This is a genomic window from Lentzea sp. NPDC058450 (assembly GCF_042721395.1).
Lineage (GTDB): Bacteria > Actinomycetota > Actinomycetes > Mycobacteriales > Pseudonocardiaceae > Lentzea.
Genome location: NZ_JBHXLO010000002.1, coordinates 102,935 through 126,453 on the forward strand (window position 1 = coordinate 102,935; position 23,519 = coordinate 126,453).

A 23,519-nucleotide genomic window follows, 5' to 3' on the forward strand; every position below is an offset into this window, starting at 1 on the left:
GCACAGCCTGGGCGAAATCTGTGCGCGCCGCCTGTCATCTTTGTGTCCAGATCCGGTACCTGCGCCGCCAGGCCCGAACACCTGGGAATGGGGGTCGGCGCAGTTGCCGGGTTCGGTTCCCCCAGAACCCGGCCGGCGTGTGAAAGTCACCGCGCACGTCGGCCACCTACCGCAAGACCGGTGGCCCGGACGGGTCCCCCAGACTGAACCGGGCCACCACCTTGCGGTCATCGACCCCAGCGAGCGCGCAGGGTCGCTGTGAACGTCTCGAACTCAGCCGTCATGGACACCTGGTCCGGCTCCAGCAACCACTGCTGTTGCAGCCCGTCGACCACCGCGATCGTGGTGCGGACGATCGCGGTGATCGGCGCGTCCTGCGCGATCTCTCCCTCGCGCTGACCTGTCGTGACCGCCTCGGTGAGCCACTGCTTCAAGCCGTTGTAGTGCTGATGAATCCATTGGTGGGCCGGATGCGCGGGTTCGGTCGCCTCCGCCGCCAGCCGCACGAACAGGCCCACCAGGTGCGGCCGGGCGGAGTTGCGGGCGACGAGAGCGGCCAGCGCGTCGAAGGCGGCCCAGCCCAGCGGTGGGCCGTCACCGCCGGCCAGGAAGTCGCCGTCCTGCCTGTCGCGTTCCTCCAGCACGGCGGTGAGCAGCGCCGCCTTGCTGGGGAAGTGGTGCAGCAGACCGGACTGCGAGAGCCCGGTCCTCGCCGCGACGGCCGCCACCGACGTGCCCTTGAACCCCGTCAGCGCGAACAGTTCGGTCGCGACCTGCACGGCCTTCGCGCGCGACTCCTCGCCGGAGACGTCCACCCGGGACCTGGCCCGGTACCTCGGCGGGACGGACACCGCGTCACCTCACTCCTGATCAGCGGGCAGGGTAACGCGGACGTCGCCGAGGCCGCGGGCGATCAGCACGTCGCCGCTGACCGGGTGCCAGCCGCCGGCCCACCGGCGCTGGGTTCGGGGATCGCACGGCACGTCGACGCGCACGGTCTCGCCTGGCTGGACATCGGCAACCGCGAAGCCGATGAGCCGGATCGTCTCGTCAGCAGGCCGCAGATAGACCTGCACCACCTCGCGCCCAGGCCGTGAACCGGTGTTCGTGATCTCCGCCGTGACCGAGCTGATCACCCCGTCGGCGCTGGTCACCGACGCGGCGCCGTACTCCCAGGTCGTGTACCCGAGCCCGTGCCCGAACCAGAACAACGGATCGGTCGCACCCCGGTATCCGACCGCCGTCCCCTCCGAATACACCAGCTCCCCGTCGACCGGCACCAACGGCAACGCGTCGGCATCGCTCCGGGGGAACGTCGTCACCAGCCGCCCGGCCGGTTCGATCTCGCCGAGCAACGCCGCCGCGACCGCGTCCCCGGCCTCCTGTCCCGGCAACCCCGCCCACAGCACCGCGTCGACCTGCCCGAGCCACGGCATCAGCACCGGGGTCGCCGCGTTCACCACCACGACCGTGCGCCGCGCGGCCGCCGCCACCGCGGCGACCAGCGCGTCCTGCTCGCCCGGCAACGCCAGCGTCGTCTTGTCGAAGCCCTCGGTCTCCTGCTCCTCGGTGAGCCCGACGACCACGACCGCCACGTCCGCCTCGCGTGCGGCCCGCACGGCGGCACCGATCGCGTCGGCGGGGGCACGCGGCACGGGCTGGGTGATCAGGCCGACCAGCGCGACCGCCCCGCGCACGCGGGCCGTGATCCGGTCGCCGGGGGAGAGCAGCACCTCGGCCGTCCAGTGCGGCGGCTTGAGCAGCGCCTCCTCGACGATCCCGGTTCCCCTGGCCAGCACCGCGGCGTGCCGGCGTCCCGCCACGTCGATCGTCCAGTCGCCGAACCCGCGCACGCCGATCAGCATCCGCACGGGCTCGTCCAGCACGACCTCGCCGGACACCTCGATCGACGCGGCCCCCTGCGCCCAGCCGCCGTACGCGGCCAGTTCGGCGATCTCCATGTCCCGCGACGCCAGTACCTCGCCGTCCGCGTCGAACGTCGTGGCACGGATGTCCTTCAGCACGCCAGGAGCCGGTGCCGCGTACCGCTGCCGCACCTCCACACCGTCCACAACGGACACCGACGACCCGAGTCGCGAGGTCAGGCCGTCCGCGATGCTGATCACGTGCGGCGGTCGCACCCCGGCCGAACCGCCGCCCTGCGCGACGGTCGCGACCGCGTGCCGTCCGATCAGGGCGACGGACGACTCCCGCACCGGCAGCACGCCGGAGTTCTTCAGCACGGTCATGCCCCCGGCCGCGAACCTCCGCAGCTGCTCGCGGCGCACCGGGCTGTCCGGCGCGGGCAGGTCCGCCGGCCACGACCGCACCGAGCCGAACGCACCCGTCCGCGACGCCAGGAGCAGCAACCGACCGACGTGGTCGTCGATCACGGACTCGGCGACCTCGCCGGCGTGCACGGCCGCCACCAGCTTGTCCTCCCACGGCCCGCCGGGGCCGGGCATCGCGAGGTCGAGCCCGCCGTTCGCGCTCGCCGCCGTCGACTTCGTGGCGAACCAGTCGGACATCAGCAGGCCGTCGAACCCCCACTCGCCCTTCAGCACGCCCTCGACCAGGTCGGTGTGCTCGGTGGCGGGAACACCGTTGACGTTGTTGTAGGCCGCCATGATCGCCCACGGCGAGGAGTCCTCGACCACGATCTCGAACGGCAGCAGGTAGACCTCGCGCAACGTCCTCTCGTCGAGCACCATGCTCGCCGTGCGCCGCTCGGTCTCGGACTCGTTGGCCACGTAGTGCTTCGGCGTCGCCGCGATGCCCTTGTCCTGCAGGCCCCGCACGTACGCGGCCGCGATCACGCCGGTGAGCAGCGGGTCCTCGCTGTAGGCCTCGAACAGCCTGCCGCCCAGCGCGGTGCGGTGCAGGTTGATCGTCGGGCCGAGCACGACGTGGACCTGCTGTGCCGCCGCCTCGTCCGCCAGCACCTCGCCGACCTCGCGGGCCAGCGCGACGTCCCAGTGCTGGGCGAGCAGGGTGGCGTTCGGCAGCACGCACGCGATCGTGCCGCCGCGCAGTTCGGCGCCGCGGACACCGGTCGGGCCGTCCGACAGCTTCAGCGACACCAGCCCGATCTCCGGCTCCGGGTGCAGCGCGAACAACGCGGACCCGGTCAGCAGCCGGACCTTCTGCACCAGGTCAAGCCGTGCGACGGCCTTCTCGATGTCCATGCCCCCGAGCACACCAGAACGACCGACTGAGTGGTCGGTCGGTATATCCGTCTGTGACCATTCGGTTATCGGGCGGTGATGTTCCGTCGCGTGGCACACCCGTGGCACGCCTTTGGTTGTGTCCAAGGGGAGGGGAATGGTGATGAAGATCGAGGTGCGGCTGCTCGGGCCGCTCGAAGTCCGCGGCCCGAACGGCCCGGTGCACTTCACGGGTGCGCGGCGGCGTGCCGTGTTCGCGTTGCTGGCGTTGCGCACGGGACGGCTGGTGTCGGCGTCGGCGCTGGTCGACGGGCTGTGGGGCGAGGACGTGCCGGCGACGGCGACCAAGACGTTGCAGGGGCACGTCGCGAAGGTCCGCCGGGCGCTCGAGCTCGCGGGTGCGGACGGCGTCGTGCTCACCCGCGAACCCGGCTACCTGCTCGACGTCACGCAGGTCGTCGTTGACGTCGAGGAGTTCGACGAGCACCTGCGGCACGGCAGATACGCGGAGGCGCTGAGACTGCACAGGGGCGAGCCGCTCGCGGACTGCCCGGTCGAGGGCTGGGCCGGCGCGGAGATCGTGCGGCTGCGGGAGGCGGTGGCGTTCGCGGAGGAGAGCCACGCGGGGGCGCTGTGCCTGAGCGGCCGGTACGCGGAGGCGATCACGCAGCTCGAACGGCTCGTGGCGCTGTACCCGCTGCGGGAGACGCTGTGGGAGATGCTGATGGAGGCCCAGCACCGGGCCGGCCGCGCGGGTGACGCGCTGCGGACGTACCGGCGGGTGCGGGCGCTGCTGGTCGAGGAGTTCGGCATGGAACCCGGGATCGCGTTGCGCCGCAGGGAGGCCGCCGTGCTGGCGGGATAGCTGGCACGGCGGCCCGTGTCGGGGGATGCGGGCCGCCGTGCCGACGCCGTGGTCCGTGCTGGGGGACGCACCGCGGCGTCTGCCTCATCCGGGCGATGCCGCCCCCTCGGTGGCACCGATCGGTTCAAGCCTCGTCCATCGTTCTCTTCGTGCGGTGTGGCGCCCCCGTGCACACGAGACTGCCCGCCCGCGGTGGCGAGTGGGCGGCCGTGCGGTGGTCAAGATCAGCCGGGCTTGTAGGAACAGCGGTAACCCGTGGTCACGGTGTCGCGCAACGCGTCCGCTGTGGACTGCTCGGTCGACGCGATCGTGTCGATCGCCCGCCGGATCGCTTTGCGCACAGCGGTTCTGGCGCGTTCGGCCGGTCCCGCGAAGTTCCTGCCGCGCCCGCCCATGCCGGTCTCGCGTTCGAGGTGGCTGAGCAACGCCTCCAGCTCGGCCTCGACGCGCGGCGACGGGCTGTCGTCGAGCTGGGCGCGCAGATCGCGGATGCGGGTGAGATAGGCCGCGCGCGCCACGGGATCCAGCACCGGCTGGTTGCCGCTGTCCTGCCCTCCCACGAGCTCCAGGGCCGGGATCTCGGTGCCCGGATCGGCGACGAGCCGCGCGAGGTACCGCATGCCGACTAGGTCCTCGACGCGGGTTTCCCTGCCGTGGTGGGAGACCACCCACCACACGTTCTCCTTGCGGATCACGACCCGGTCGGCGAGCCCGTCGCGGTGCCGGGCCCACGCCTGCGCCCGCGCGGTCATGCCGATCGCGGTGGCGTCGTTGATCGCGACGTCGAACAACGCCCGCGCGCGCTCGCCCTTCACCGTCTGGGCGAGGGTGGCGCGGGCGTAGGCCGTCATGGGCAGGTTGCCGAGCCGGATGTTGGTGGTGACCGCGCGTTCCAGGTGCCCGACGGCCTTCTCCGGCTCGCCGAACGTCGTCGCGGCGATGCCCAGCAGCAGTTCGGTCGAGCCGAAGCAGACGATCGCGGTCGCCGGCACCACGGGCTGGTCGGCGAACGGGAGGAGCAGGTCGTAGGCCTCACGGGCGATGCCCGCCTCCTGGAGCGCCGCGGCCACGTGCACGACGCAGAACATGCACGTGATCCACGTGCTGGACAGCGGAACGGCCGCCAGTCCGTTGATGGTCAGTCGATGCAACGCCGACCGCGCGCGATCCCGTTGCCCCGCTTCGAGAGCGAGCAGTGCGAGCGCGGCCTCGAAGCTGAACTCCAGGTCCGGCAGCGTGGGGGAGTGCGTGACCTGCTCGGCCAGGTCGACCAGTTCGCCGCCGCGGCCCTGGAGCCAGCGGATCGCGAACAGGTGCGTGCTGTGGAACGTTTCCGCGTCCACGTCGCCCGCTTCCATCCCCATCTTGGCGCAGGCCAGCGACTTCTGCTCGGCCTCCTCGAACCTGCCCGCCCGGATCGTGCGCATGACGTCCATGGCGGCGTGGAAGAACAGCAGTCCCGGGTGGTGCGCGGCTCTTCTGGCCAGTTCGGCCTGGGAACGTTCGGCGTGCGGGTCGCCCAGGCAGAACAGGTCCATCGTGCGGCGGCACAGACCGCTGAGGGCGAGGAGGTCGAGGCCGGCGGCGGAGGCGACGGTGATCAGTTCGTCGGCGAGCTCGCGGCGGCGGGCGTTGTGCTCCGGGGACCACAAGGCGTGATGTGTCAACGACAACGCCTCGGCGAGGGTCAACCGGTCACCAGTGGATCTGGCTCGGTCGAGGGCTTCGAGGACGCTCGCGGTCTCGCGCCTGTCGTAGGCGTGTTCGGCGGTGAGCCTGGTGGCGAGGCGGGTGCGCAGGGGTTCGGCGGGGTTCCGGTCCAGGGCCTCGCGGAGGCGGGCGATGGTGAGGGCGCGGTCGGCGCGGGCGCGGAACTTGTTGACCCACATGCCGGGCAGGCCCAGGGCCGCTTCGGGGTCGCCGTCGCGGGCGGCCTGGTCGAGCAGGTCGCGGGCCTCCGTGATGCGACCGGCGGCGAGGGAGGCGTGGGCCAGGTCGACGAGACGACGCGCCTCGTCGAGGTGGGTGGGCCGGGTCGCGGTGACGACGATGACGACCGGCAGCCGGTGCACCTGCCGGACCACCGCCTCCAGCAGTCGCACCGTCTCCTCGCCCGCGAGGTCGATGTCGTCCACCAGGACCATCGCGGGCGCGGCCGCCAGCACGTCCACGACCTTGTCCGCGCACACCTCGGGCTCGGCGTCCAGGGCGGCCGCGTCCCCGCCCAGGCTCGCCAGGACCGCGTGCCACGGCCAGTGCGGCGGCGCCTCCGCCCGGCAGGTCGTCCACACCACGGCGAACCCGCGCGCCTGGGCCAGCTCCACGGCCTGGACCAGGTCGCGGGTCCGTTCGGGACCGGGCGGCGCGGTCACCGCGAAGAGCTGACCGGACCCCAGTTCCGCCTGTTCGAACGCCGACTCCGGCAACCGCACAGCTTCACCCTCGAATGCACTTTCTCAGCCAGGACTGGGGAAACCTAGCGGAGGACGGCGACCGCCACGTACGCGGTCAACACGCATTTAAGGGTGCAGCGACGCGAACAGCGGATCGGTGTGCTCCGTGACGCGGGCGTGGTCGGCGGCGATCCGCGCGTACGTCCCGGAGGCGGCGGACGGCGTGAAGACGTCGGCCGTGGTGACCATCGCCTTGACCGCGCTGTCCCAGTCCGGGTGCACGCCGCTGCCGACGGCCGCGCAGATCGCGGCGCCCAGACCCGCGGCGTCGCTCATCCGCGTGCGGCGCACCGGGCGGGCGAACACGTCGGCGAAGATCTGCATCATCAGGTCGGAGCGGGAGCCGCCTCCGGAGACGATCAGTTCCGGGAACTCGCGGCCCAGGGCGTCCGCCATGGCCGTGCTGTGCCGGTGCATCGTCAGCGCGATGCCCTCCAGGATCGAGCGGTAGACGTGGAAGCGGCCCTGGCTGCCGTCGAACCCGAGCAGCGCGCCGCGGCGGTACGGGTGGTCGCCGGGGGCGAGCCAGTCGAGCACCGTCAGCAGGCCGCCGCAGCCCGGTTCGACGGTCGCGGCGCCGGACTCCAGCTCGCCCAGGTCGGCGTCGACGAGCTGGCGGTACCAGCTGACGGTCCACATGCCGCGCCGGATGCCGTTGCTCTCGTAGAGGTACCTGCCGGGCACGGAGCCGAAGTTCGCCCAGAACCGGCCGGACGGGTCCACCACGTGCTCGGCACCCGTGGTCATCGCGGCGATGTAGGTGCCGAGCGACACCAGCAGCTCGTCGGCCAGGCCGCTGCCCAGCGCCTCCACCGCCTTGTCGTTCGAGGTCGCGAACACCGGCAGCCCGGCGGGCAGGCCGGTCGCGGCGGCGGCCTCGGGGGTCACGTGCCCGAGCACCGCGCCGGGGTCGACCAGCTCGAACAGCTGCTCGCGGCGCATGCCGGCGGCCTCGTAGCCGGGAGAGGAGTCCGGCCAGCGCCACGTCTCGTGGTCGATCGGCCACATGCCCTCGTAGTTGCCGGCCGTGTCGCGGCGCTCGCCGGTCAGCCGCAGCGTCACGTACCCCGAGGAGGTCGTGACGTACCGGATGGCCGGATCATCCCACTGCGGTTGCCCAAGCCGGTCGTCCATCCAGCTGAGCAACGGCTCCGCGAGCAGGCCATCGGCGCCGAGCAACGCCCGGCAGAACCGGATCGTGCACAGGCCGACGCCCGCGATCTCGCCGGGCGCGCCGATGAACCGCTGCATCGCCTCGGTGCAGGCCTCGGCGATCGAGTCCCACACGTCGTCGTCCGGGTGCACGACCTGGCCCGGCCGCGGGTGCGCGTACGGGCGCAACGGGCGTTGCGCCGACGCGTGCACGCGGCCGAACTCGTCGACGATCGACACCTTCGTGCTCTGCGAGCCGTTGTCGATCGCGATCAGGTAGCTCATGACACCGGGAAGATCGTGCCGGCGTTCATGATCCCGTTCGGGTCGAAGCCGCTCTTGAGCACTTCGAGCATCCGGTACGCGCTGCCGTGCTCGTCGCGCGTCCACGGCGTGCGGTACTTGCCGATGCCGTGGTGGTGCACCATCGACCCGCCGAGCCGCAGCGCCTCCTCGACGATGATCGCGTTGAGCGGGATGTGGTACTCGGTGATCTCCTGCTCCGGCTCGCAGGTGATGGCGTAGTCGTAGACGAAGTAGAGGTTCGTGCCGGTCTGGTAGCTGTGCGACGAGTGCGCGCCCAGCATGGTGAGGTCCTGGGCGCGCGGGAACTCCGCGCGCACCCGGTTCATGATCGCCTCGTACAGCGGCGTGACGTTCGACCAGTCGACCGAGACCTCGGTGGTGTAGCCGAGGTGCTGCGTCTCCAGCATCGCGCGCTTCTCGGCGTCGATCTTGTCCTGGCCCCAGTTGAGGTTGTCGAACCACTCGACGATCAGCTTCGGGTCCACCGCCTCCGTGCCCGCGAACGTCTTCTCGATCGCCTCGGCCGTGGCCCGCGCGATGCCCTCGGGGCCCTCCGCGACGAGCACGACGACGTTCTTGTTCTGCGAGAAGTGGCTGAAGTGCTGGTTCGCGTCCTCGGGGGAGTAGACGCGGCACACGGACGGCCGGTAGCCGTCGGTGATCAACGTCCGCAGCCGCTCGACCGCGTCACCGAAGTCGTCGGTGAGGAAGCCGAAGTAGTGGTTGTGCTCCGGCTGGTACTTGAAGAGCTTCACCGTGACCTCGGTGATCACGCACAGCGCGCCCTCGTTGCCGATCACGACGTGCCGGATGTCCGGCCCGGCCGCGCGCCGAGGCACGTTCTTGATCCGGCTGACCGTGCCGTCCGGGAACACCGCCTCCAGCCCGACGACCATGTCCTCGATCCCGCCGTACAGCGTGGAGAACTGGCCGATCGAGCGGGTCGCGACGAGCCCGCCCATCTGCGCGAGCGGTTTGGACTGCGGCGAGTGGCCGGTGGTCAGGCCGCGTTCGCGCAGCGCGTCCTCCAGCTGCTGCAACGGAACGCCGCACTGCGCCGTCACCATCATGTTGACCGGGTCGATCCGGACGATCGAGTCCATTGTGGAGCCGTCGAGCACGATCGTGTCCGCCACCAGCGTCTCCAGGCCGCCCTCGGTCGCGGTGCGGCCGGTGCGCGGGACGACGTTGATCCGGTGCTCGTTGGCGAACGCCAGGACCTTCGCGACCTCGTCGGTGCTGCCAGGCTTCACGATCGCGGCCGGGATCGGGCCGGTGAAGATGCCGTGCACCGAGGTGTACTTGCGGAACCGGTCGACGCTGGCGTCGCGCAGCTCGTGCTCGTCGGTGTCGACCTTCGCGGTGCCGAGCAGGTCGATGAGTCCCGCGACGATCTGCTCACGGCTCAGGTCGGAGGCGGAGGGAACGGAGGGCGGCGGTGCAGGAAACATGGCTCTGCCTTCGAAAGGGAGTCAGCGAACGAGGTATCCGCCGTCGACCACGAGCGTGTGGCCGTTGACGTAGTCGGAGGCGCGGCAGGCGAGGAACACCAGCGCGCCCATCAGGTCGCTCGGGTCGCCCCAGCGACCGGCCGGGATGTGGTCGATCACGCGCTGGTTGGTCTCCGGGTCCGACCGGGTGGCCTCGGTGATCTTCGTGGCGAAGTAGCCCGGCGCCAGCGCGTTGACCTGGATGTTGTGCTGCGCCAGCTCGTCGCAGTACGCCTTGGTGAACCCGGCGATGCCGTGCTTGGTCGCGGCGTAGGCGGGGGACTGCTGACCGCCGAGGAACGTGAACAGCGACGCGATGTTGATGATCTTGCCGGACCGCTGCGGGATCATGTACCTGGTCGCCTCGTGGGACAGCTCGAACGCCGCCGTGAGGTTCACCGCGACCATCGCGTCCCACTTGTCGCGGCCGAAGTCCTCGACGTCGTCGAGCAGGCTGATGCCGGCCGAGTTGACCACGATGTCAACGGATCCGAACTGCCCGAAGCAAGCGTCCACAACGGACGCGCACGCGCCGGGTTTCGTGATGTCGGCGGTCATCGACGCGAACCGCTGGCCCTGTGCCTCGACGAGCTTCTGCGTCTCGCCGTCGTCGTCCACGAGGCTCGGCACGAACACGTCGGCCCCGGCGGCGGCCAGGCCGAGCGCGAACGCCTGGCCCAGCCCCGTGTTGCCGCCGGTGACGATCGCGTTCTTCCCCTTCAGGGAGAACAGGTCCAACCCGAAATCCATCACGCGCTCCCGAACGGGTCAGATACGGCCACATACGTGGTTTCGAGGTACTCCTCGATGCCCTCGGCGCCGCCTTCACGGCCGATGCCCGAGTGCTTCACGCCGCCGAACGGCGCGGCGGGGTTCGACACGATGCCGGTGTTGAGGCCGAGCATCCCGGTCTCCAGCGACTCCGCGAGCCGCAGACCCCGGTTGAGGTCACGGGTGTAGGCGAAGCACACGAGGCCGTACTCGGTGGAGTTCGCGATCCGGACCGCCTCTTCCTCGGTCTCGAACGTGACGACCGGCGCGACCGGGCCGAAGATCTCCTCCCGCAGCATCCGCGCGTCGGCCGGAACACCCGACAGCACGGTCGCCTCGAAGAAGAAACCCTTGCCCTCCAACGCCGCGCCGCCCAACGCCAGTTCGGCGCCGCGGTCCAGCGCGTCCTCGACCAGACCGGTGACCTTGGCCCGCGTCTTCGCGTCGATCAACGGTCCGAGCGGGTACTCCTTCATGCGGGCGGCCAGCTTCGCGGTGAACTCCGCCGCGACCGACGAGTGCACCAGGAACCGGTTGGCCGCCACGCACGCCTCGCCGCCGTTGCGCAGCTTGGCGAGCACCGCGCCGTCGGCCGCCGCGTCGACGTCGGCGTCCTCGAAGACCAGGAACGGCGCGTTGCCGCCCAGTTCCATGGACACCCGCAGCACCTGGTCGGCGGACTGCTCGATCAGCTTCCTGCCCACCGCGGTCGAGCCGGTGAAGGAGAGCTTGCGCAGCCGGGGGTCCCGCAGCAGCGGCCCGGTGACGGCGCCCGGATCGGTCGTCGTGATCACGTTCAGCACGCCCGCCGGCAGTCCGGCCTCGGCCAGCACGTCGGCGAACCGCAACGCGGTCAACGGGGTGAGCTCGGCGGGCTTGAGCACCATCGTGCAGCCCGCCGCGATCGCCGGGGCGATCTTGCGGGTGGCCATCGCCAGCGGGAAGTTCCACGGCGTCACGAACAGACACGGCCCGACCGGCCGCTTCACCGTCACCAGGCGGTTCTTCCCGTCCGGCGCGGTGGTGAACCGGCCGGAGATCCGCGGCGCCTCCTCGGAGAACCACCGCAGGAACTCGGCCCCGTAGGCGACCTCGGCCCGGGACTCGGCGAGCGGCTTGCCCATCTCGCTCGTGATCAGCCGCGCGAACTCCTCGGTCCGCGCGGTGACCAGCTCGAACGCCTTGCGCAGGATCTCGGCCCTCACCCGCGGAGCGGTCCTGCCCCACGCGGCCTGGGCGGCGACGGCGGCGTCCAGGGCCTTCGCGCCGTCCTGAGGCGTGGCTTCGGCGACCTGCGCCAGAACCTCCTCTGTGGACGGATCGAGCACCTCGAACGTGCGGCCGTCACTCGAGTCGAGCCACTTGCCGTCGATGTACAACTTGGTGAACATGGCGTGTCCCCTCACAGCCTCAGGTCGACCCCGATGAGGTCCTCGTAGAGCTTCACCGGGGTCATCTCGCCGGCCTGGTCGCCGTAGCTGGCACGGGCGCGGCGGAAGATCTGCTCGACCAGCGCGGACAGCTCGGCCGGTACGCCGACGGACGCGGCGAGGTCGGTCGACAGGCCGAGGTCCTTGCAGGCCAGGGCGATCGCGAAACCCTCGTCGTAGTCGCCGTGGTCCAAGACGGACAGCACGTCGTTCTCGACGAAGTTGCTGCGGGCGGGGCTGTTGACGAGCGCGTTGCGCAGCACACCCAGCTCGACTCCCGCCTTCACGCCGATGGCCAGCACCTCGGCCGTGGCGACCAGGTGCGAGAACCACAGTTGGTTCAGCATCAGCTTCACGGTGTAGCCCGCACCGTGCCCGCCGACGTGCAGGATGCGTTCCCGGTCGCCCATGGCCTCAAACACCGGACGCAGGCGGTTCACGTCATCGTGGTCACCGCCGACGAAGATCTGCAAAGTGCCGTTCGCGGCGCCGACGGACATGCCGCTCACCGGCGCGTCCAGCACGTGCAGGCCGGGGTTGCGCTTGCGGACCTCGTCGGCCACCTCGGGCACGGATGTGGACATGTCGATCCACGTGCCGCTCGGGACGATGCCGGCGAGCACACCGGCCTGGCCGTTCAGCACCTCGTGCACGTGCTTGGGCGTGGGCAGCATGGTGATCACGAGGTCGCTGTCGGCGGCGACCTCGGCGGGCGTGTCGGCCCAGCGGGCGCCGCCGTCGATCAGCTCGTCGGCCGACTCGCGGCGGATGTCGTTGACCACCAGGGAGAAGCCGGCCTTCTGGAGGTTCCGGGTCATGCCGGAACCCATGCTGCCGAGGCCGATGAAACCGACGGTCGTCACGCTCTCTCCTCAGATGGCGTGTAGAAGGGGTTGCTGGGGGTGTTCTTCGCCGCCAGCACGTCCGTAATGGACGGCAGGTCCTTGGCGCCGTTGGCCAGCGCGGTCCGCGTGGCCTCGCGGTTGTTGCGGTACACGGTGTCCGCGTTGTCGGCGCCGGGGTTGACCCAGACCGCCGCGATCAGCACGTGCGTCGAGGTGTCCGGCTCGGGGATGCTGCCGTCGGCCACCGCGTCGGCGACCCCGGCGGCCACCCCGGCCTGGGCGGGACCCCAGATCAGCAGGCCGTGGTCGTCGCTCGCCGGTGCGGCCTTGGTGACGAACAACGTCATCGGCTTGACCGGCAGCGACGGCCGCAGCACCGCGACGAACGGGACGTGACCGGCGGACGGGGTGGCGAGGGCGGTGGCCCACGCCGTGCCGGCCGGGCCGTCGCGGTGGCCGAGCACGGTGTTGATGTGGGCGGCGTTGACGCCGTCGCCGACGAAGCTCTCTCCGATCTGCATGATCAGATCAGCCCCTGCGCGGTCAGCCACTCCTGGGCGACCTCGTCCGGCTCGTCGCCGTCGACGTCGACCTTGGCGTTGAGCTTCTGCATCTCCTCGGTGGTCAGCTTGTCCGCCATCGGCTTGAGCACGTCCGCGATCTTCGGGTGGCTCTTCAGCACGTCGGCCTGCAGCGTGAACCCGCCCTGGTAGATCGGGAAGAACGCCTTGTCGTCCTGCAGCACGGTCAGCCCGAGCGCGGCGATGCGGCCGTCGGTCGCGAACACCTCGCCGAAGTTGCAGTCCTTGCCGTCCTTGGTGGCGGTGTAGATGACACCGGTGTCGAGCAGCTTCACGTTGTCCTTGGCCGCGTCGAACGCGTACTCCTTCGAGACGCCGGGCCAGCCGTCGTCCCTGGTGGAGAACTCGCTCTCGATGCAGAACGTCCGCTCGTTCGCGGGCAGCTTGGCGATGTCGCTCATCTTGGAGACGTTGAGCTCCTTCGCCTTCTCGTTGCGGATCGCGAAGGTGTAGGTGTTGTTGAACGGCGCGGGCGCGACCCACGCGATGTTCTTGGCCTCGTCGGCCTTCTTCACCGCGTCGAACTGCTCGCTCTCGGTCTTGATCGGCTGTGTCTGCTTGTTGTAGGTGATCCAGGACGTGCCGGTGTACTCCCAGTAGCCCACGAACTGCTTGTTCTCCAACGCCTGCCGCACGTTCGCCGAGCCGACCAGCTTGGTGTTGGCCTCCAGCGTCGCACCGTGGGCGTTGAGCAGCTTGGTGGTCAGGTGCGCGAGGATGTACTGCTCGGCGAAGTCCTTGGACCCGATCTGACCGGACAGCCCGGCGAGATCACTGGTCTTCGCGGCGGTGTCGGCGGACGGGGAGCTCGAACAGGCGGCCAGCCCGAGGGCCAGCACGCCGATGAGGGCGCGCTTGTACATGAGAGGTTCCTTTGTGGCGGAAGGGACTTACAGACCGCGGGGGCGGACGAGGTCCTCGACGAGGCCGGCGGCCCAGTCGATGAGGACGGCGATCGCGGCGACGAGCACGGCGCCGACGACGATCACGGGGTAGCGCTGGAGCTTCAGGCCGTTGACGATCATGTCGCCGAGGCCGCCTGCGTTGATGAACGTCGCGATGGTCGCGACACCGACGGAGAACACGAGAGCGGTCCGCAGCCCGGCCAGGATCACCGGAGAGGCCAGCGGGAGCTCGATGCGCCACAGCACCTGGCGCGGTGTCATGCCCATGCCCCTGGCCGCCTCGCGGGTGGCGTGGTCGACCTGTTCGAGGCCGGTCAAGGTGTTGCGCAGCACGGGCAGGAAGCAGTAGGCGACCAGCGAGATCAGGGCGGTGTAGAAGCCCGTCTGCCACACGATCGCCAGCAGGATCACCACACCGACCGCGGGTGTCGCCTGGCCGATGTTGCCGAGGCCGATGACGAACGCGCGCACGGCCCTGGACTTCACCCGGTAGGCGGCGATGCCCGCCGGGATGGCCAGCAGGGCGACCAGGGCGGAGCTGACCACGGTGAGGACGAGGTGTTCCCACGTGCGGTCGATGAGGTAGCCGGAGTTGAGGGTGCGCTGCTCGATGGAGTCGAGGGTGAGAGTGCTGAGCCAGAGGAACAGCACCGCCAGCACGACCACAACGGCGAAGGGGGTGCCGAAGCGCTTGAGCGACAGACGCGGGCTTTGCACGGCTGCGGCGGTCATGACGCCTCCACCGGTTGCCGGGCCTTGTTCAGCGCGGCCGAGATCCTGGCGTGCGTCAACGACCCGCCGCCCCCGGACACGTTCACCCGGTCCGCCCCCGTGACCATCAGCAGGTCCAGGGCGTCCCGCAACGACGCGTCCGCGTCCACCGCCGGCGCACTGCTGTCCGGTGCGTCCAGGTCCACGTCACTGATCGGGATCAACGCCAGCCGCATCAAGCCGGCGCCGTGCCCGATGAAGCTCGACACGTAGTCGTTCGCGGGGTTGGCGAGGATGTTCGCGGGCGTGTCGAACTGCTCGATCTGGCTGCGTTCGCTCAGCACCGCGATCCGGTCGCCGAGCCGGATGGCCTCGTCGAAGTCGTGCGTGACGAAGATGATCGTCTTGCCGATGTCGGCCTGCAGCTTGAGGAACTCGGCCTGGAGCTTCTGCCGGGTGATCGGGTCGGTGGCGCCGAACGGTTCGTCCATCAGCATCACCGGCGGGTCGGCGGCCAACGCCCGTGCGACGCCGACGCGTTGCTGCTGGCCGCCGGAGAGCTGCTTGGGGTAGCGGTGGGCGAACACCGCCGGGTCGAGCTGGACGGTGCGCAGCAGCTCGTCGACGCGCTCGCTCGTCCTGTCCTTCGACCAGCCCAGCAGCTTCGGGACCGTGGCGATGTTCTCCGCGATCGTCATGTGCGGGAACAGGCCGATCTGCTGGATGACGTAGCCGATGTGGCGGCGCAGTTCGTTGGGGTCCAGCGAGAGCACGTCCTGGCCGTCGATCGTGATGGACCCGCTGGACGGCTCGATGATGCGGTTGATCATCTTCATCGTCGTGGTCTTGCCGCAGCCGGACGGGCCGACGAACATGACGAGCTCGCCGGGGTGGACGCTCAGCGAGAAGTCCTCGACCGCTGCTTGCTGCTGGCCCGCGTACCGCTTGGTGACGTGGCTCAGCTCGATGCCGACTCCAGGCTCAGACACGGAGACCCCTCGAGGTGCTGTAGCGGGCGATGAGGACGAAGGCGCCGTCGATCAGCAGGGCCAGCAGCACGACGCAGATCGTGCCGGTGAGCGCGAAGTTGAGCGCGTTGACCGAACCGAGCGAGGACAGGCCCTTGAAGATGTAGAAGCCGAGACCGGGACCCGCGACGTACGCCGCGATCGCCGCGATGCCGACGGTGAGCTGCGCCGCGACCCGGATGCCGGTCACGATGACCGGCCACGCGAGCGGCAGCTGGATGCTCAGCAGGGTCTTCACCGGCGTCATGCCCATGCCGCGCGCCGACTCCACCAGGTGGGCGGGCACCTCCCGCAGGCCGACCACGGTGTTCCGCACGATCGGCAGCAGCGAGTAGAAGACCAGCGACACCACCGTCGGCGCCCACCCGAGCCCGAGCACGGGGCTCAGCAGCGCGAGCAGCGCCAGTGACGGAATGGTGATCGCGATGCCGGCGGCGGTGAGCGCCACCGAGCGCGGAACGCTCTTGTCCCACACCAGCAAACCGATCAGAACGCCGAGCACGGTGGCGATGGCGAGGCTCAGGGCCACCACGGCGAGGTGTTGCAGCGTCAGCGTCACGAGATCTTCCCAGCGGCGGGCCAGGAAGTCGTCGAGCGAACCCATCTCAGCGGGCCTCCTTTCGGCGTCGGTGCCGATGGCCGGGAACGGTAGATTTGGCGTGGTCTTATGCACAACAGGTGTTGGCAATATGGCAACGCCCCTCGTAAAGTGCCCCGCCATGCAGGGATCACGACGCAACTCGGCAGGCCTGGCACGCGACATCGAGGTGCTGGAGGTGCTCGGCCGGCCTGAAGCGGTCCAGTCCGGCGGCCTCGGCGTCGTCCGCATCGCGGCCCTCGTCGGCCGTGACAAAACGGTGGTGTCGCGGACGCTCGCGACCCTCGCCGAGAGCGGCCTGGTGGACCGGGACCCGGACTCGCAGGCGTACCGGCTGGGGTCGCGGCTCTTCGCGCTGGCCGCCCGCACGGCCGAGGGCGCGCTGGCGTGGAACGCGCGGGGCCACCTCAAGCACCTGGCCCACGTGACCCGCGAGACCGCGCACCTCTGCGTGCTGCGCGGCGGCAACGTGCTGACGTTGCTGAGCGAACTGAGCCCGAACCGCTTCCACACCACCGGCTGGGAGGGCGTGACCACGGCAGCGTGGCGCACCCCGTCCGGCCGCGCGCTGCTGAGCGACTGGGACGCGGGCTCGCTGGAGGTCTGGTATGCCGAGCACGGCCACGACGAGGGCGTGCTGGAGGCGGGGGAGCGCGCCGACTCGACGTTCGCCGTCCTCGCCCAGCCCTCCCCGCGACCGAACTCGATCACCGACCTGGACTCGCTGGTCAGCGAGCTGCGGCGGGTGCGTGAACGCGGCTACGCCACGTCGGACGAGGAGCTGGAGCGGGGCGTGGTCGCGGCGTCGGCGCCGGTGTACGACTTCACGTCACGGGTGGTGGCGGCGCTGAACGTGTCGGCACCGAAGGAGCGGATCGGGGCGCAGCTCGACAAGCTGGGGCGGATCGTCGCGGGGGCGGCACGCGATCTGTCGGCCGCGCTGGGACATCAGGCCTGACGCGGGAACATCGCGTACTACAGGTCGTCGGTGAGCGGCGTGGAGAGGTGGCCCGCGCCGGTCGTGTCCTCAAAGGACAGCAGTGCGCCCGGCCCGAACTCGCGCCGTTCACCGCTGGAGACGGTGACCACGGCCCGGCCGGTCAGCACGATCAGCCACTGTTCCCTTGGCGCCACGTGCAGTTCCCAGTCGGGCGTGCCGCCGTCGGGCTGCTCGACGACCAGCATGCGGGACGCCTCGAACGGACCGGAGACCAGCAGGGGTGGCACACCTTCGACCGTGACCGCCGGCGTGCCCCGCACCTCGACGTCCTCGAAGGCCGAATCGCCGTTCTCGTCCGCGAAGATCCGCACGTACCTCATGATCGCGAGGCTACTCGCGGTCCTCCAGGTAGCGCCCGTGGTCGGCCTGCCGTTGCGCGTCGGCCGCGTGGAACCGTTCCGCGGTCCGGACGGCGTCCGCGTGCAGCAGGTCCAGCTGCCGCACCAGTTCCGCACCCGATCCCTTCGCCGCCGCGTACCACCACGGCAGGTTGAGGTAGCTCTGCACGGACAACGGCAGGTCGGTGCCGACGAGCCGGGTCACGGCGTGCAGCGCGTCCGGGTCGGCCCGCAGTTCGCGCGGCCGGTCCAGCATGCCGCGCAGCACCTCGGCGATCTCGCCGATCCTCGGCTTCGCCTCGTCCGGCACGCGCAGGCCGTGCACGCGCAGGACCAGCGCGTCCAGTTCCGACCGCAGCGCCCCTGCCTCCTCGACCGGGTCGGTCACCAGCGTGACGCGCTCGGGCGGGGCGACGAGCGCGCCGACGAGGTAGAGGCCGATCACGACGACGACCCAGTAGGAGCCCGCCAAGCCGGCGAAGTGCAGGAGCAGGCCGGCCAGGCCGAGCACGCAGCCGGCCAGGTTCTTCCAGGAGGCCAGATATCTACTGATAGCCACGGATCTCCTTGAAGGCCGAGGAGAGCGAGCGGCTGCGGGCGTCGAAGACCTTGCCGCCGCTGATCTTCGCCACCTGGTCCATCTCCGTCGTGGCGCTCTCGCCGAACAGCACCGGGAAGATCGGGATGCCCTTGAGGTTCTGCGGCAGGCCGTCGTGGAACCGGCTGAACTCGTTCACGTCCTCGCTGCCGGTGTTCTCGCCGTCGGTCATCAGCACGATCGACGTGAAGCGGTCGGGATCGGCGTCGATCTGCTGCCGCAGCACGTCGTAGCCGCCGCGCAGGCTGCTGTAGATCGCCGTGCCACCCGCGGCTTCGAGCGAAGTGGCGGTGGTGCGGATCTGGTCGAGGACCTGCTGGGGGTTGTCCTGCGGCACCTCGTACCGCAACGCAGGCTTGGCACTGCTGCTGAACGGCAGCAGCGTCACCTGCTCGCGGCCGTGGAACCGGCTGAACTTGCCCGCCAGCGACGCGTCGGCGCCGGTGAGGCCGACGAGGGCCTGGCGCAGGCCGTCGATGCGGTCGCCCTGCATGGAGCCGGACGTGTCGAGCACGTAGAGCGTGCGGGACGGGCGGCGCAGCTGGTCGAAGTACGTGGTGATCAGACCGTCCACAGCGGACTGACTGCCCGGGAACGGGAGTTCCACCAGGTCCTTGACCGTGAACTTGCCGTCCAGCGGCACCTGCGGCACACCAGGGCGGCGGTGCGTGGTCTCCATGATCTTGCGCTGAACGTCGGGGCTCTTCAGGTGGTCGGAGAGCCTCTGGTGCGCCTCACGGGCCTCCGACGACGCCGACGTCAGCAGCGTCAGCGGGTAGTCGGCGGTCACCACGCCGTCGTTCGGGTAGATCAACGTCAACGGCTGCGGCATCGACAGCAGCACCGACTCGTAGTTGATCAGACCGTCCACTTTGGTCCCGGGGTCCTGGCCGGCGGCGCGCCGGACGTAGGCCTCGGAGAGCCACCCGGACGACCCGGCCGACAGCGTCTGGGCCGAGAAGAACTGCTTGAGCTGCGGCGCGACCGCGGCGATCTTGGCCGCGTCCAGCGCCGACCCCGATCCGGACAACGCGGCCGCCACGCCCACCAGCGCGGAGAAGCCGGAGTTGGACGCGGACGGGTCCGTCATGCCGTAGGTGAACTTCTGCGCCCCGGCGGCGGCCGCGATGTCGGCCCAGCCGACCCGCTTGCCGTCCCAGCCGAGTTCGGTGACCTTCGCGGCCGGCAGACCGAGCACGACGGGGGAGGACATCACCTTGGTCGGCGTGCCGAGGCGCTTCTGGGCGTCCGGCACGAGCTCGAGGTAGCGGTTGGAGGAGAACCAGACGGCGTCGAAGCCCTTCTCGGCCTCCCCGCTCGCGACCTTCTCGGCACCCTCGATGGTGCCGCTGAAGCTGAACTTCACGCTGATGCCGGTCGCCTTGGCCGCCTCTTCGAGGATCGGCTGGAGGTCGGCCAGCTCACTGCCGGCGAGCACGCGCAGGGTGCCGGGAGTGGCCTCGCCGACGGGCTGGGCCGGGTCGGCCTCGGAACACCCCGCCAGCAGTGCCACCACGGCCACGGCGGGGAGGAAGCGGCGGATCATGCTGACTCCTCAGCGCCGCGCACGCGGCTCAGGTGGTCGTGGGCGCGGCGGATCTCGGCGTCCAGGGTGGACACCGTCGTGGACATCGAGTCGGCCGCGCGGGCCTTGAACGTGTCGATCGCGTCGATCGCCGCGTAGATCTGGTCGAACGACGTCCGCACGGCCTCGATGCCGACGGCCGGAGTGGCGGCGATGCGCTGGATGTCCTGTCCCTGCAACGACATCAATGCCGCGTTCGACTGCAGCAGTGAGTCGGTGAGCCCGCGCACGGCGTCCACCTGGTCGATCACCTCGCGCTGCCCGGCCAGCGCCGCCGCGACCGCGACCCCGATCCGCAACGCCGTGACGGTCGTGCTGACCGCCCGTTCGATGCCCTTGATCAGCTCGTCGTTGTTGCGGCGCACCACGTCCAGCGCCAGGTACCCCTGCGCGCACACGGCGAGCTGGGTGAGCAGGTCCTGGTGCCGTTGCCGCAGTCCGAAGAGGACGTCCGCGCGCAACGCCTGAGCCCGTGCCGGTTCGGCCAGGTCGAGGATCGCGACCTGCCGTTCGACGGCCTCGTCCATCTCGGCGGCCAGCGCGGCGTCCGCGGACAGCTTGGTCATCAGGTCCCACAACCGCTGCCGCTCGCCCTTGATGGCCGCGTTGTCCCGCTTCAGGGCGTCCTGACCGGACCGCAGCTTCAGCACGATCCGGTTGATCGGCTCGTCGGCGGCCCGCAACCGAGCCAGCAGGCCCCGCGCTGAGTTGCCGCCGGGAATGAACCCGAGGATCTTGCGGCCGGTCAGCCTGGTGAGGTCCTGCGGGTCGAGCTCCCGCACCGACCGGCGCAGGTCGGTGAGGCTGGTCGACACCTGCGCGCCGTGCGGGGACGACACGGAGGCGAGCGTGCGGTCGAGCATCCGGCCCGCGATCTGGGCCGCCAGTCGCATCTCGGCCTCGCCGAGCACCAGCGCCTCGTCCACGATCCGGCTGAAGTCGGGCGACTGCGGATCGACGGCCCCCAGCGCCGCGATGAACGCCTCGGCCTGCGACGACAGCTCGACGCGGGCCTCGTCGGCGACGGGGATGAGGCCCGCAGCGGCCGACGCCGGCACGGGCTCGACGGGATCGGGCGGGGTGAGCACGAAGTCCGTCATGTCAGTACTGCTTCGCGATCGCTTCGAGCATCCGCTCCAGCGTCTCGTGCGCGGGCGGCTCGACCACGTCCACGATGGTCTGCGGCACGGTCAGGTTCTTCTCCTTGACGACGTCGTTGAAGTACTGGGGATCCGCGGTCCGGAAGCCGAACGTCGCGGCGAGCTTCCCGAGCTCGGGATCGGTCTGGAGCAACTGCCCGACGCGGTCACCGGCCTCGCGCAACGGCACCAGCGTGTGCTTCGAGAGCACCGTCGGCGCCGGGTAGAGCAGCTTCATGTCCGGCCGCACGGAGGAGTCGCCGCGCACCACCCGGTCCACGAACTGCGCCTCGTACGCGAGCACCAGCGGTGTCTTGCCCATCCCCGCGGACAGGTAGTCCTCGAACGGGCCCTCGGTGCTGCTCTGCGTGTACCCCTGCTCCAGGAACAGCTTCGTCACCGCCGGCAGCACGCGCGCCTCGGCGTCGGGCGAGCTGACCACCCCGCCGTTCGCGACGAACGACGTGATCGCGAGGTACATCGCGGCCGAGTTCGAGTCACGCGGGTCGGTCGTCGTGACGAGCAGGTTCTTGCGCGCCGGGTAGGAGGTGTTGCCCGGCAACTGGTCCCAGCGCGTGCCCTTCGCCGCGAGGTCCAGGTAGGCCTGCACGTCGAACGTCGGGTAGCCCGGCCCGGACTTCACCACGCCCGCCTGCGTCAGCAGGTCGATGATCGGGTCGAACGAGGCGATGACCATCGGCGACGAGAACGGCGCGTAGGTCCGCGCCGCCTTGCGGTCGCGCTGGATCTTCTCGGCCGCGGGCGCGCTGGACGGGAACGCGAAGTCGTACGCGTCCAGGTCGGTGACCGTCGCGATCTGCCGCGACCCGGCCGGGTCCACCTCGACCTTGAGACCGTTGCGCGCGAACTCGTCCTTGACCCGCTGGTCGGCGAAGAAGGCGAGCTTCTCCGACCCGATCACCCCGCGCACGGTCTGGAGCGCGACCGCGTCGCCGCCGCCCTGGCCGAGCACGATGGCCGTGATGACCCCAGCGAGCAGCACTACCGCAAGACCGATGCCGAGCGTTCTCTTCACTGTCCACCTCTGCGAAAAAGCCCTGTCAGGGAACAGATCTTTCGTCACTTCGACGCCGTAGCAGGGGGCGTGGTCGCAAGCGTGAGGTGAACAGTCGATGAACGGGCCGATGAGTTTCGGGTACCCGCGAAGTCGGTAGTGCTGAAGAGTCCGGAATGAGGAGGTTCAGCGATGAGGTTCGTGACGATCGGCTACGGAGAGCGTTCGGGCTATGACAGGACGGATCCGGTCGTCCGCGACGAGGCGCACGCCCACGACGAACGACTGCGGGCCGCAGGAGCGGAGATGGGCATCGCCGGCGCGCCCGTGCAGGTGCGCAACCCCGGTGCCACCGGGACGACGGTCGACAAGGGCGCGTTCATGACGTCGGCGCTGCCGATCGCCGGGTTCGCGCTCATCGAGGCGGACTCGCTGGAGGAGGCCGTGGACATGGTCGCCAAAACGCCGTGCGCGGTCGCGCACGGCGTTGTAGAGGTGTGGCCCTTGCAGGACTAACGGCGGCGCAGCGTCTTGTCCTGGATGACCGGCGTCAGGATGAACGCGTCGACCTGCCGCACGTTGGTGCCGGCCGGCACGATCTCGTCGATCCGGTCCAGCATCTCGCCGGTCAGCCGGAAGTCGGCGTGGTCGAGCAGGCTGGTCAGGTGCTGCGGCTTGCTCGCGCCGATGATCACCGACGTCACCGCCGGGTGGTTGCGCACGAACGCCGTGGCGAGCACCGGCAGCGGCACGCCCGCCTCGGCGGCGAGCTTCGAGAACTGCTCGACGGCGGCGAGCTTGGCCTGGTTGCCGGGGTCGTCCCGGTCGAACATGCCGCCCCACTGAGCACGGGTGGCGCTGCCCGCGGCCGGGTCGGCGCGGCCGGAGAGCCAGCCACCCGCGAGCGGGCTCCACGTCAGCACGCCCATGCCGTGCCGCTGCACGGCCGGCAGCACGTCGGCCTCGATCGCGCGGTCCAGCAGCGAGTACTGCGGCTGCTCGGTGCGGAAGCGGTGGTGACCGTTCTTCTCGGCGACCCACTGCGCCTCGACGATCTCGCTGGCGGGGAACGCCGACGAGCCGATGGTGCGGACCTTGCCGGCCCGGATCAGGTCGGAGAGCGCTCCCAGGGTGTCGTCGACGTCGGTGTGCCGGTCGGGGCGGTGCATCTGGTAGAGGTCGATGTGGTCGACGTCGAGGCGGCGCAGGCTGTCCTCGACCGCCCGCTTGACCCAGCGGGCCGAGCCGCCCCGCGTGTTCGGGTCGTCGCCGAAGGGGAGGCCGAACTTGGTCGCGAGGACGACGTCGTCGCGCCGTCCCTTGATCGCCTTGCCGACGATCACCTCGGACTCGCCCTGCGAGTAGATGTCCGCCGTGTCGATGAAGTTGATGCCCGCGTCGAGCGCGGTGTGGATCATGCGAATCGACTCGTCGTGGTCGGCGATGGCGAAGCTGCCGAACGTCATCGCGCCGAGCGCGAACTCGCTGACCGTGATGCCCGTGGTGCCGAGAACCCTCTGTTCCATGCCTTCGACGAAACTCCGG

Annotated in this window: 22 protein-coding genes; 3 read left to right on the forward strand and 19 right to left on the reverse strand. The window is 70.3% G+C overall.

Translation table 11 applies throughout. The features are described 5' to 3' along the window. Nucleotides 1-227 precede the first annotated feature (227 nt). Nucleotides 228-851, reverse strand: coding sequence for a TetR/AcrR family transcriptional regulator (locus ACFWNN_RS04750; protein WP_382438502.1), 624 nt, complete (start codon nt 849-851; stop codon nt 228-230). 9 nt (nt 852-860) lie between these two features. Then, entirely contained in the window at nt 861-3,185 is a 2,325-nt protein-coding gene (locus ACFWNN_RS04755; RefSeq protein WP_382438503.1) for a glycoside hydrolase family 3 C-terminal domain-containing protein, read from the reverse strand. A gap of 142 nt (nt 3,186-3,327) precedes the next feature. Here ACFWNN_RS04755 and ACFWNN_RS04760 point away from each other — a divergent pair, with 142 nt between their 5' ends. Continuing rightward, nucleotides 3,328-4,029 (forward strand): BTAD domain-containing putative transcriptional regulator, encoded by a 702-nt coding sequence (locus ACFWNN_RS04760; protein ID WP_382438504.1) that lies wholly within the window; start codon nt 3,328-3,330, stop codon nt 4,027-4,029. Between the two features lie 224 nt (nt 4,030-4,253). On the opposite strand, the gene ACFWNN_RS04765 is transcribed toward ACFWNN_RS04760, so the two are convergent. From ACFWNN_RS04765 to ACFWNN_RS04815, 11 genes are all read right to left on the reverse strand, one after another. After that, nucleotides 4,254-6,461, reverse strand: a complete 2,208-nt coding sequence (locus ACFWNN_RS04765; RefSeq protein ID WP_382438505.1) for a hypothetical protein — start codon at nt 6,459-6,461, stop codon at nt 4,254-4,256. A gap of 87 nt (nt 6,462-6,548) precedes the next feature. Continuing rightward, nucleotides 6,549-7,919, reverse strand: a complete 1,371-nt coding sequence (locus ACFWNN_RS04770) for an FGGY-family carbohydrate kinase (RefSeq protein WP_382438506.1) — start codon at nt 7,917-7,919, stop codon at nt 6,549-6,551. Then, nucleotides 7,916-9,391: an FAD-binding oxidoreductase gene (locus ACFWNN_RS04775; RefSeq protein ID WP_382438507.1), complete on the reverse strand. Its 1,476-nt coding sequence runs from the start codon at nt 9,389-9,391 to the stop codon at nt 7,916-7,918. Before ACFWNN_RS04775 ends, ACFWNN_RS04770 begins: the two co-directional genes overlap by 4 nt. 21 nt (nt 9,392-9,412) lie before the next feature. Further along, entirely contained in the window at nt 9,413-10,180 is a 768-nt protein-coding gene (locus tag ACFWNN_RS04780) for an SDR family oxidoreductase (RefSeq protein ID WP_382438508.1), read from the reverse strand. Then, complete coding sequence (locus ACFWNN_RS04785; protein ID WP_382438509.1) at nt 10,180-11,592, reverse strand: NAD-dependent succinate-semialdehyde dehydrogenase; 1,413 nt, start codon at nt 11,590-11,592, stop codon at nt 10,180-10,182. Before ACFWNN_RS04785 ends, ACFWNN_RS04780 begins: the two co-directional genes overlap by 1 nt. Nucleotides 11,593-11,603: 11 nt before the next feature. Continuing rightward, entirely contained in the window at nt 11,604-12,494 is an 891-nt protein-coding gene (locus ACFWNN_RS04790; protein WP_382438510.1) for an NAD(P)-dependent oxidoreductase, read from the reverse strand. Continuing rightward, nucleotides 12,491-12,997, reverse strand: coding sequence for a formaldehyde-activating enzyme (fae, locus tag ACFWNN_RS04795; RefSeq protein ID WP_382438511.1), 507 nt, complete (start codon nt 12,995-12,997; stop codon nt 12,491-12,493). The genes ACFWNN_RS04790 and fae overlap by 4 nt, the downstream gene beginning before the upstream one ends. A 2-nt stretch (nt 12,998-12,999) precedes the next feature. Then, nucleotides 13,000-13,920 (reverse strand): glycine betaine ABC transporter substrate-binding protein, encoded by a 921-nt coding sequence (locus ACFWNN_RS04800; protein WP_382438512.1) that lies wholly within the window; start codon nt 13,918-13,920, stop codon nt 13,000-13,002. A gap of 27 nt (nt 13,921-13,947) precedes the next feature. After that, on the reverse strand, nt 13,948-14,694 hold the full coding sequence (locus ACFWNN_RS04805; protein ID WP_382438513.1) for an ABC transporter permease: 747 nt from the start codon (nt 14,692-14,694) through the stop codon (nt 13,948-13,950). Beyond that, nucleotides 14,691-15,662 (reverse strand): ABC transporter ATP-binding protein, encoded by a 972-nt coding sequence (locus ACFWNN_RS04810; protein ID WP_382438514.1) that lies wholly within the window; start codon nt 15,660-15,662, stop codon nt 14,691-14,693. The genes ACFWNN_RS04805 and ACFWNN_RS04810 overlap by 4 nt, the downstream gene beginning before the upstream one ends. Next, nucleotides 15,655-16,305, reverse strand: coding sequence for an ABC transporter permease (locus ACFWNN_RS04815; protein WP_382438515.1), 651 nt, complete (start codon nt 16,303-16,305; stop codon nt 15,655-15,657). Before ACFWNN_RS04815 ends, ACFWNN_RS04810 begins: the two co-directional genes overlap by 8 nt. A 115-nt stretch (nt 16,306-16,420) precedes the next feature. Here ACFWNN_RS04815 and ACFWNN_RS04820 point away from each other — a divergent pair, with 115 nt between their 5' ends. Next, a complete protein-coding gene (locus tag ACFWNN_RS04820; protein ID WP_382438516.1) occupies nt 16,421-17,257 on the forward strand; it encodes an IclR family transcriptional regulator in 837 nt (278 codons plus the stop codon). A gap of 17 nt (nt 17,258-17,274) precedes the next feature. Here the strand turns inward: ACFWNN_RS04820 and ACFWNN_RS04825 are convergent, their stop codons facing one another. Genes ACFWNN_RS04825 through ACFWNN_RS04845 form a run of 5 tightly spaced genes read right to left on the reverse strand, consistent with a single transcriptional unit; the run spans nt 17,275 to nt 21,995 of the window. Next, nucleotides 17,275-17,619 carry a hypothetical protein gene (locus ACFWNN_RS04825; protein ID WP_382438517.1) on the reverse strand — a complete coding sequence of 115 codons (345 nt, stop codon included), beginning with the start codon at nt 17,617-17,619 and terminating at the stop codon, nt 17,275-17,277. Nucleotides 17,620-17,629: 10 nt separating this feature from the next. Further along, nucleotides 17,630-18,196 (reverse strand): hypothetical protein, encoded by a 567-nt coding sequence (locus ACFWNN_RS04830; protein ID WP_382438518.1) that lies wholly within the window; start codon nt 18,194-18,196, stop codon nt 17,630-17,632. Continuing rightward, nucleotides 18,183-19,781 (reverse strand): substrate-binding domain-containing protein, encoded by a 1,599-nt coding sequence (locus ACFWNN_RS04835; RefSeq protein ID WP_382438519.1) that lies wholly within the window; start codon nt 19,779-19,781, stop codon nt 18,183-18,185. The genes ACFWNN_RS04830 and ACFWNN_RS04835 overlap by 14 nt, the downstream gene beginning before the upstream one ends. Beyond that, nucleotides 19,778-20,920: a toxic anion resistance protein gene (locus ACFWNN_RS04840; RefSeq protein ID WP_382438520.1), complete on the reverse strand. Its 1,143-nt coding sequence runs from the start codon at nt 20,918-20,920 to the stop codon at nt 19,778-19,780. Before ACFWNN_RS04840 ends, ACFWNN_RS04835 begins: the two co-directional genes overlap by 4 nt. 1 nt (nt 20,921) lies before the next feature. Continuing rightward, nucleotides 20,922-21,995 (reverse strand): hypothetical protein, encoded by a 1,074-nt coding sequence (locus ACFWNN_RS04845; RefSeq protein ID WP_382438521.1) that lies wholly within the window; start codon nt 21,993-21,995, stop codon nt 20,922-20,924. A 171-nt stretch (nt 21,996-22,166) separates the two neighbouring features. On the opposite strand from ACFWNN_RS04845, the gene ACFWNN_RS04850 reads away from it, so the two are divergent. Further along, nucleotides 22,167-22,490, forward strand: coding sequence for a YciI family protein (locus tag ACFWNN_RS04850; RefSeq protein ID WP_382438522.1), 324 nt, complete (start codon nt 22,167-22,169; stop codon nt 22,488-22,490). Here the strand turns inward: ACFWNN_RS04850 and ACFWNN_RS04855 are convergent. Continuing rightward, the gene (locus tag ACFWNN_RS04855) at nt 22,487-23,500 is read right to left on the reverse strand and encodes an aldo/keto reductase (RefSeq protein ID WP_382438523.1); all 1,014 of its coding nucleotides are present in this window, start codon (nt 23,498-23,500) and stop codon (nt 22,487-22,489) included. The two genes, ACFWNN_RS04850 and ACFWNN_RS04855, sit on opposite strands and share 4 nt — an antisense overlap. Nucleotides 23,501-23,519 lie beyond the last annotated feature (19 nt).

Coding starts and splice junctions, on each gene's coding strand:
- ACFWNN_RS04800 (WP_382438512.1), bottom strand. CDS start 13,920: ATGTACAAGCGCGCCCTCATCGGCGTGCTGGCCCTCGGGCTGGCCGCC.
- ACFWNN_RS04855 (WP_382438523.1), bottom strand. CDS start 23,500: ATGGAACAGAGGGTTCTCGGCACCACGGGCATCACGGTCAGCGAGTTC.
- ACFWNN_RS04770 (WP_382438506.1), bottom strand. CDS start 7,919: ATGAGCTACCTGATCGCGATCGACAACGGCTCGCAGAGCACGAAGGTG.
- ACFWNN_RS04755 (WP_382438503.1), bottom strand. CDS start 3,185: ATGGACATCGAGAAGGCCGTCGCACGGCTTGACCTGGTGCAGAAGGTC.
- ACFWNN_RS04815 (WP_382438515.1), bottom strand. CDS start 16,305: ATGGGTTCGCTCGACGACTTCCTGGCCCGCCGCTGGGAAGATCTCGTG.
- ACFWNN_RS04805 (WP_382438513.1), bottom strand. CDS start 14,694: ATGACCGCCGCAGCCGTGCAAAGCCCGCGTCTGTCGCTCAAGCGCTTC.
- ACFWNN_RS04760 (WP_382438504.1), top strand. CDS start 3,328: ATGAAGATCGAGGTGCGGCTGCTCGGGCCGCTCGAAGTCCGCGGCCCG.
- ACFWNN_RS04775 (WP_382438507.1), bottom strand. CDS start 9,391: ATGTTTCCTGCACCGCCGCCCTCCGTTCCCTCCGCCTCCGACCTGAGC.
- ACFWNN_RS04835 (WP_382438519.1), bottom strand. CDS start 19,781: ATGATCCGCCGCTTCCTCCCCGCCGTGGCCGTGGTGGCACTGCTGGCG.
- ACFWNN_RS04820 (WP_382438516.1), top strand. CDS start 16,421: ATGCAGGGATCACGACGCAACTCGGCAGGCCTGGCACGCGACATCGAG.
- ACFWNN_RS04825 (WP_382438517.1), bottom strand. CDS start 17,619: ATGAGGTACGTGCGGATCTTCGCGGACGAGAACGGCGATTCGGCCTTC.
- ACFWNN_RS04840 (WP_382438520.1), bottom strand. CDS start 20,920: ATGACGGACTTCGTGCTCACCCCGCCCGATCCCGTCGAGCCCGTGCCG.
- fae (WP_382438511.1), bottom strand. CDS start 12,997: ATGCAGATCGGAGAGAGCTTCGTCGGCGACGGCGTCAACGCCGCCCAC.
- ACFWNN_RS04785 (WP_382438509.1), bottom strand. CDS start 11,592: ATGTTCACCAAGTTGTACATCGACGGCAAGTGGCTCGACTCGAGTGAC.
- ACFWNN_RS04780 (WP_382438508.1), bottom strand. CDS start 10,180: ATGGATTTCGGGTTGGACCTGTTCTCCCTGAAGGGGAAGAACGCGATC.
- ACFWNN_RS04850 (WP_382438522.1), top strand. CDS start 22,167: ATGAGGTTCGTGACGATCGGCTACGGAGAGCGTTCGGGCTATGACAGG.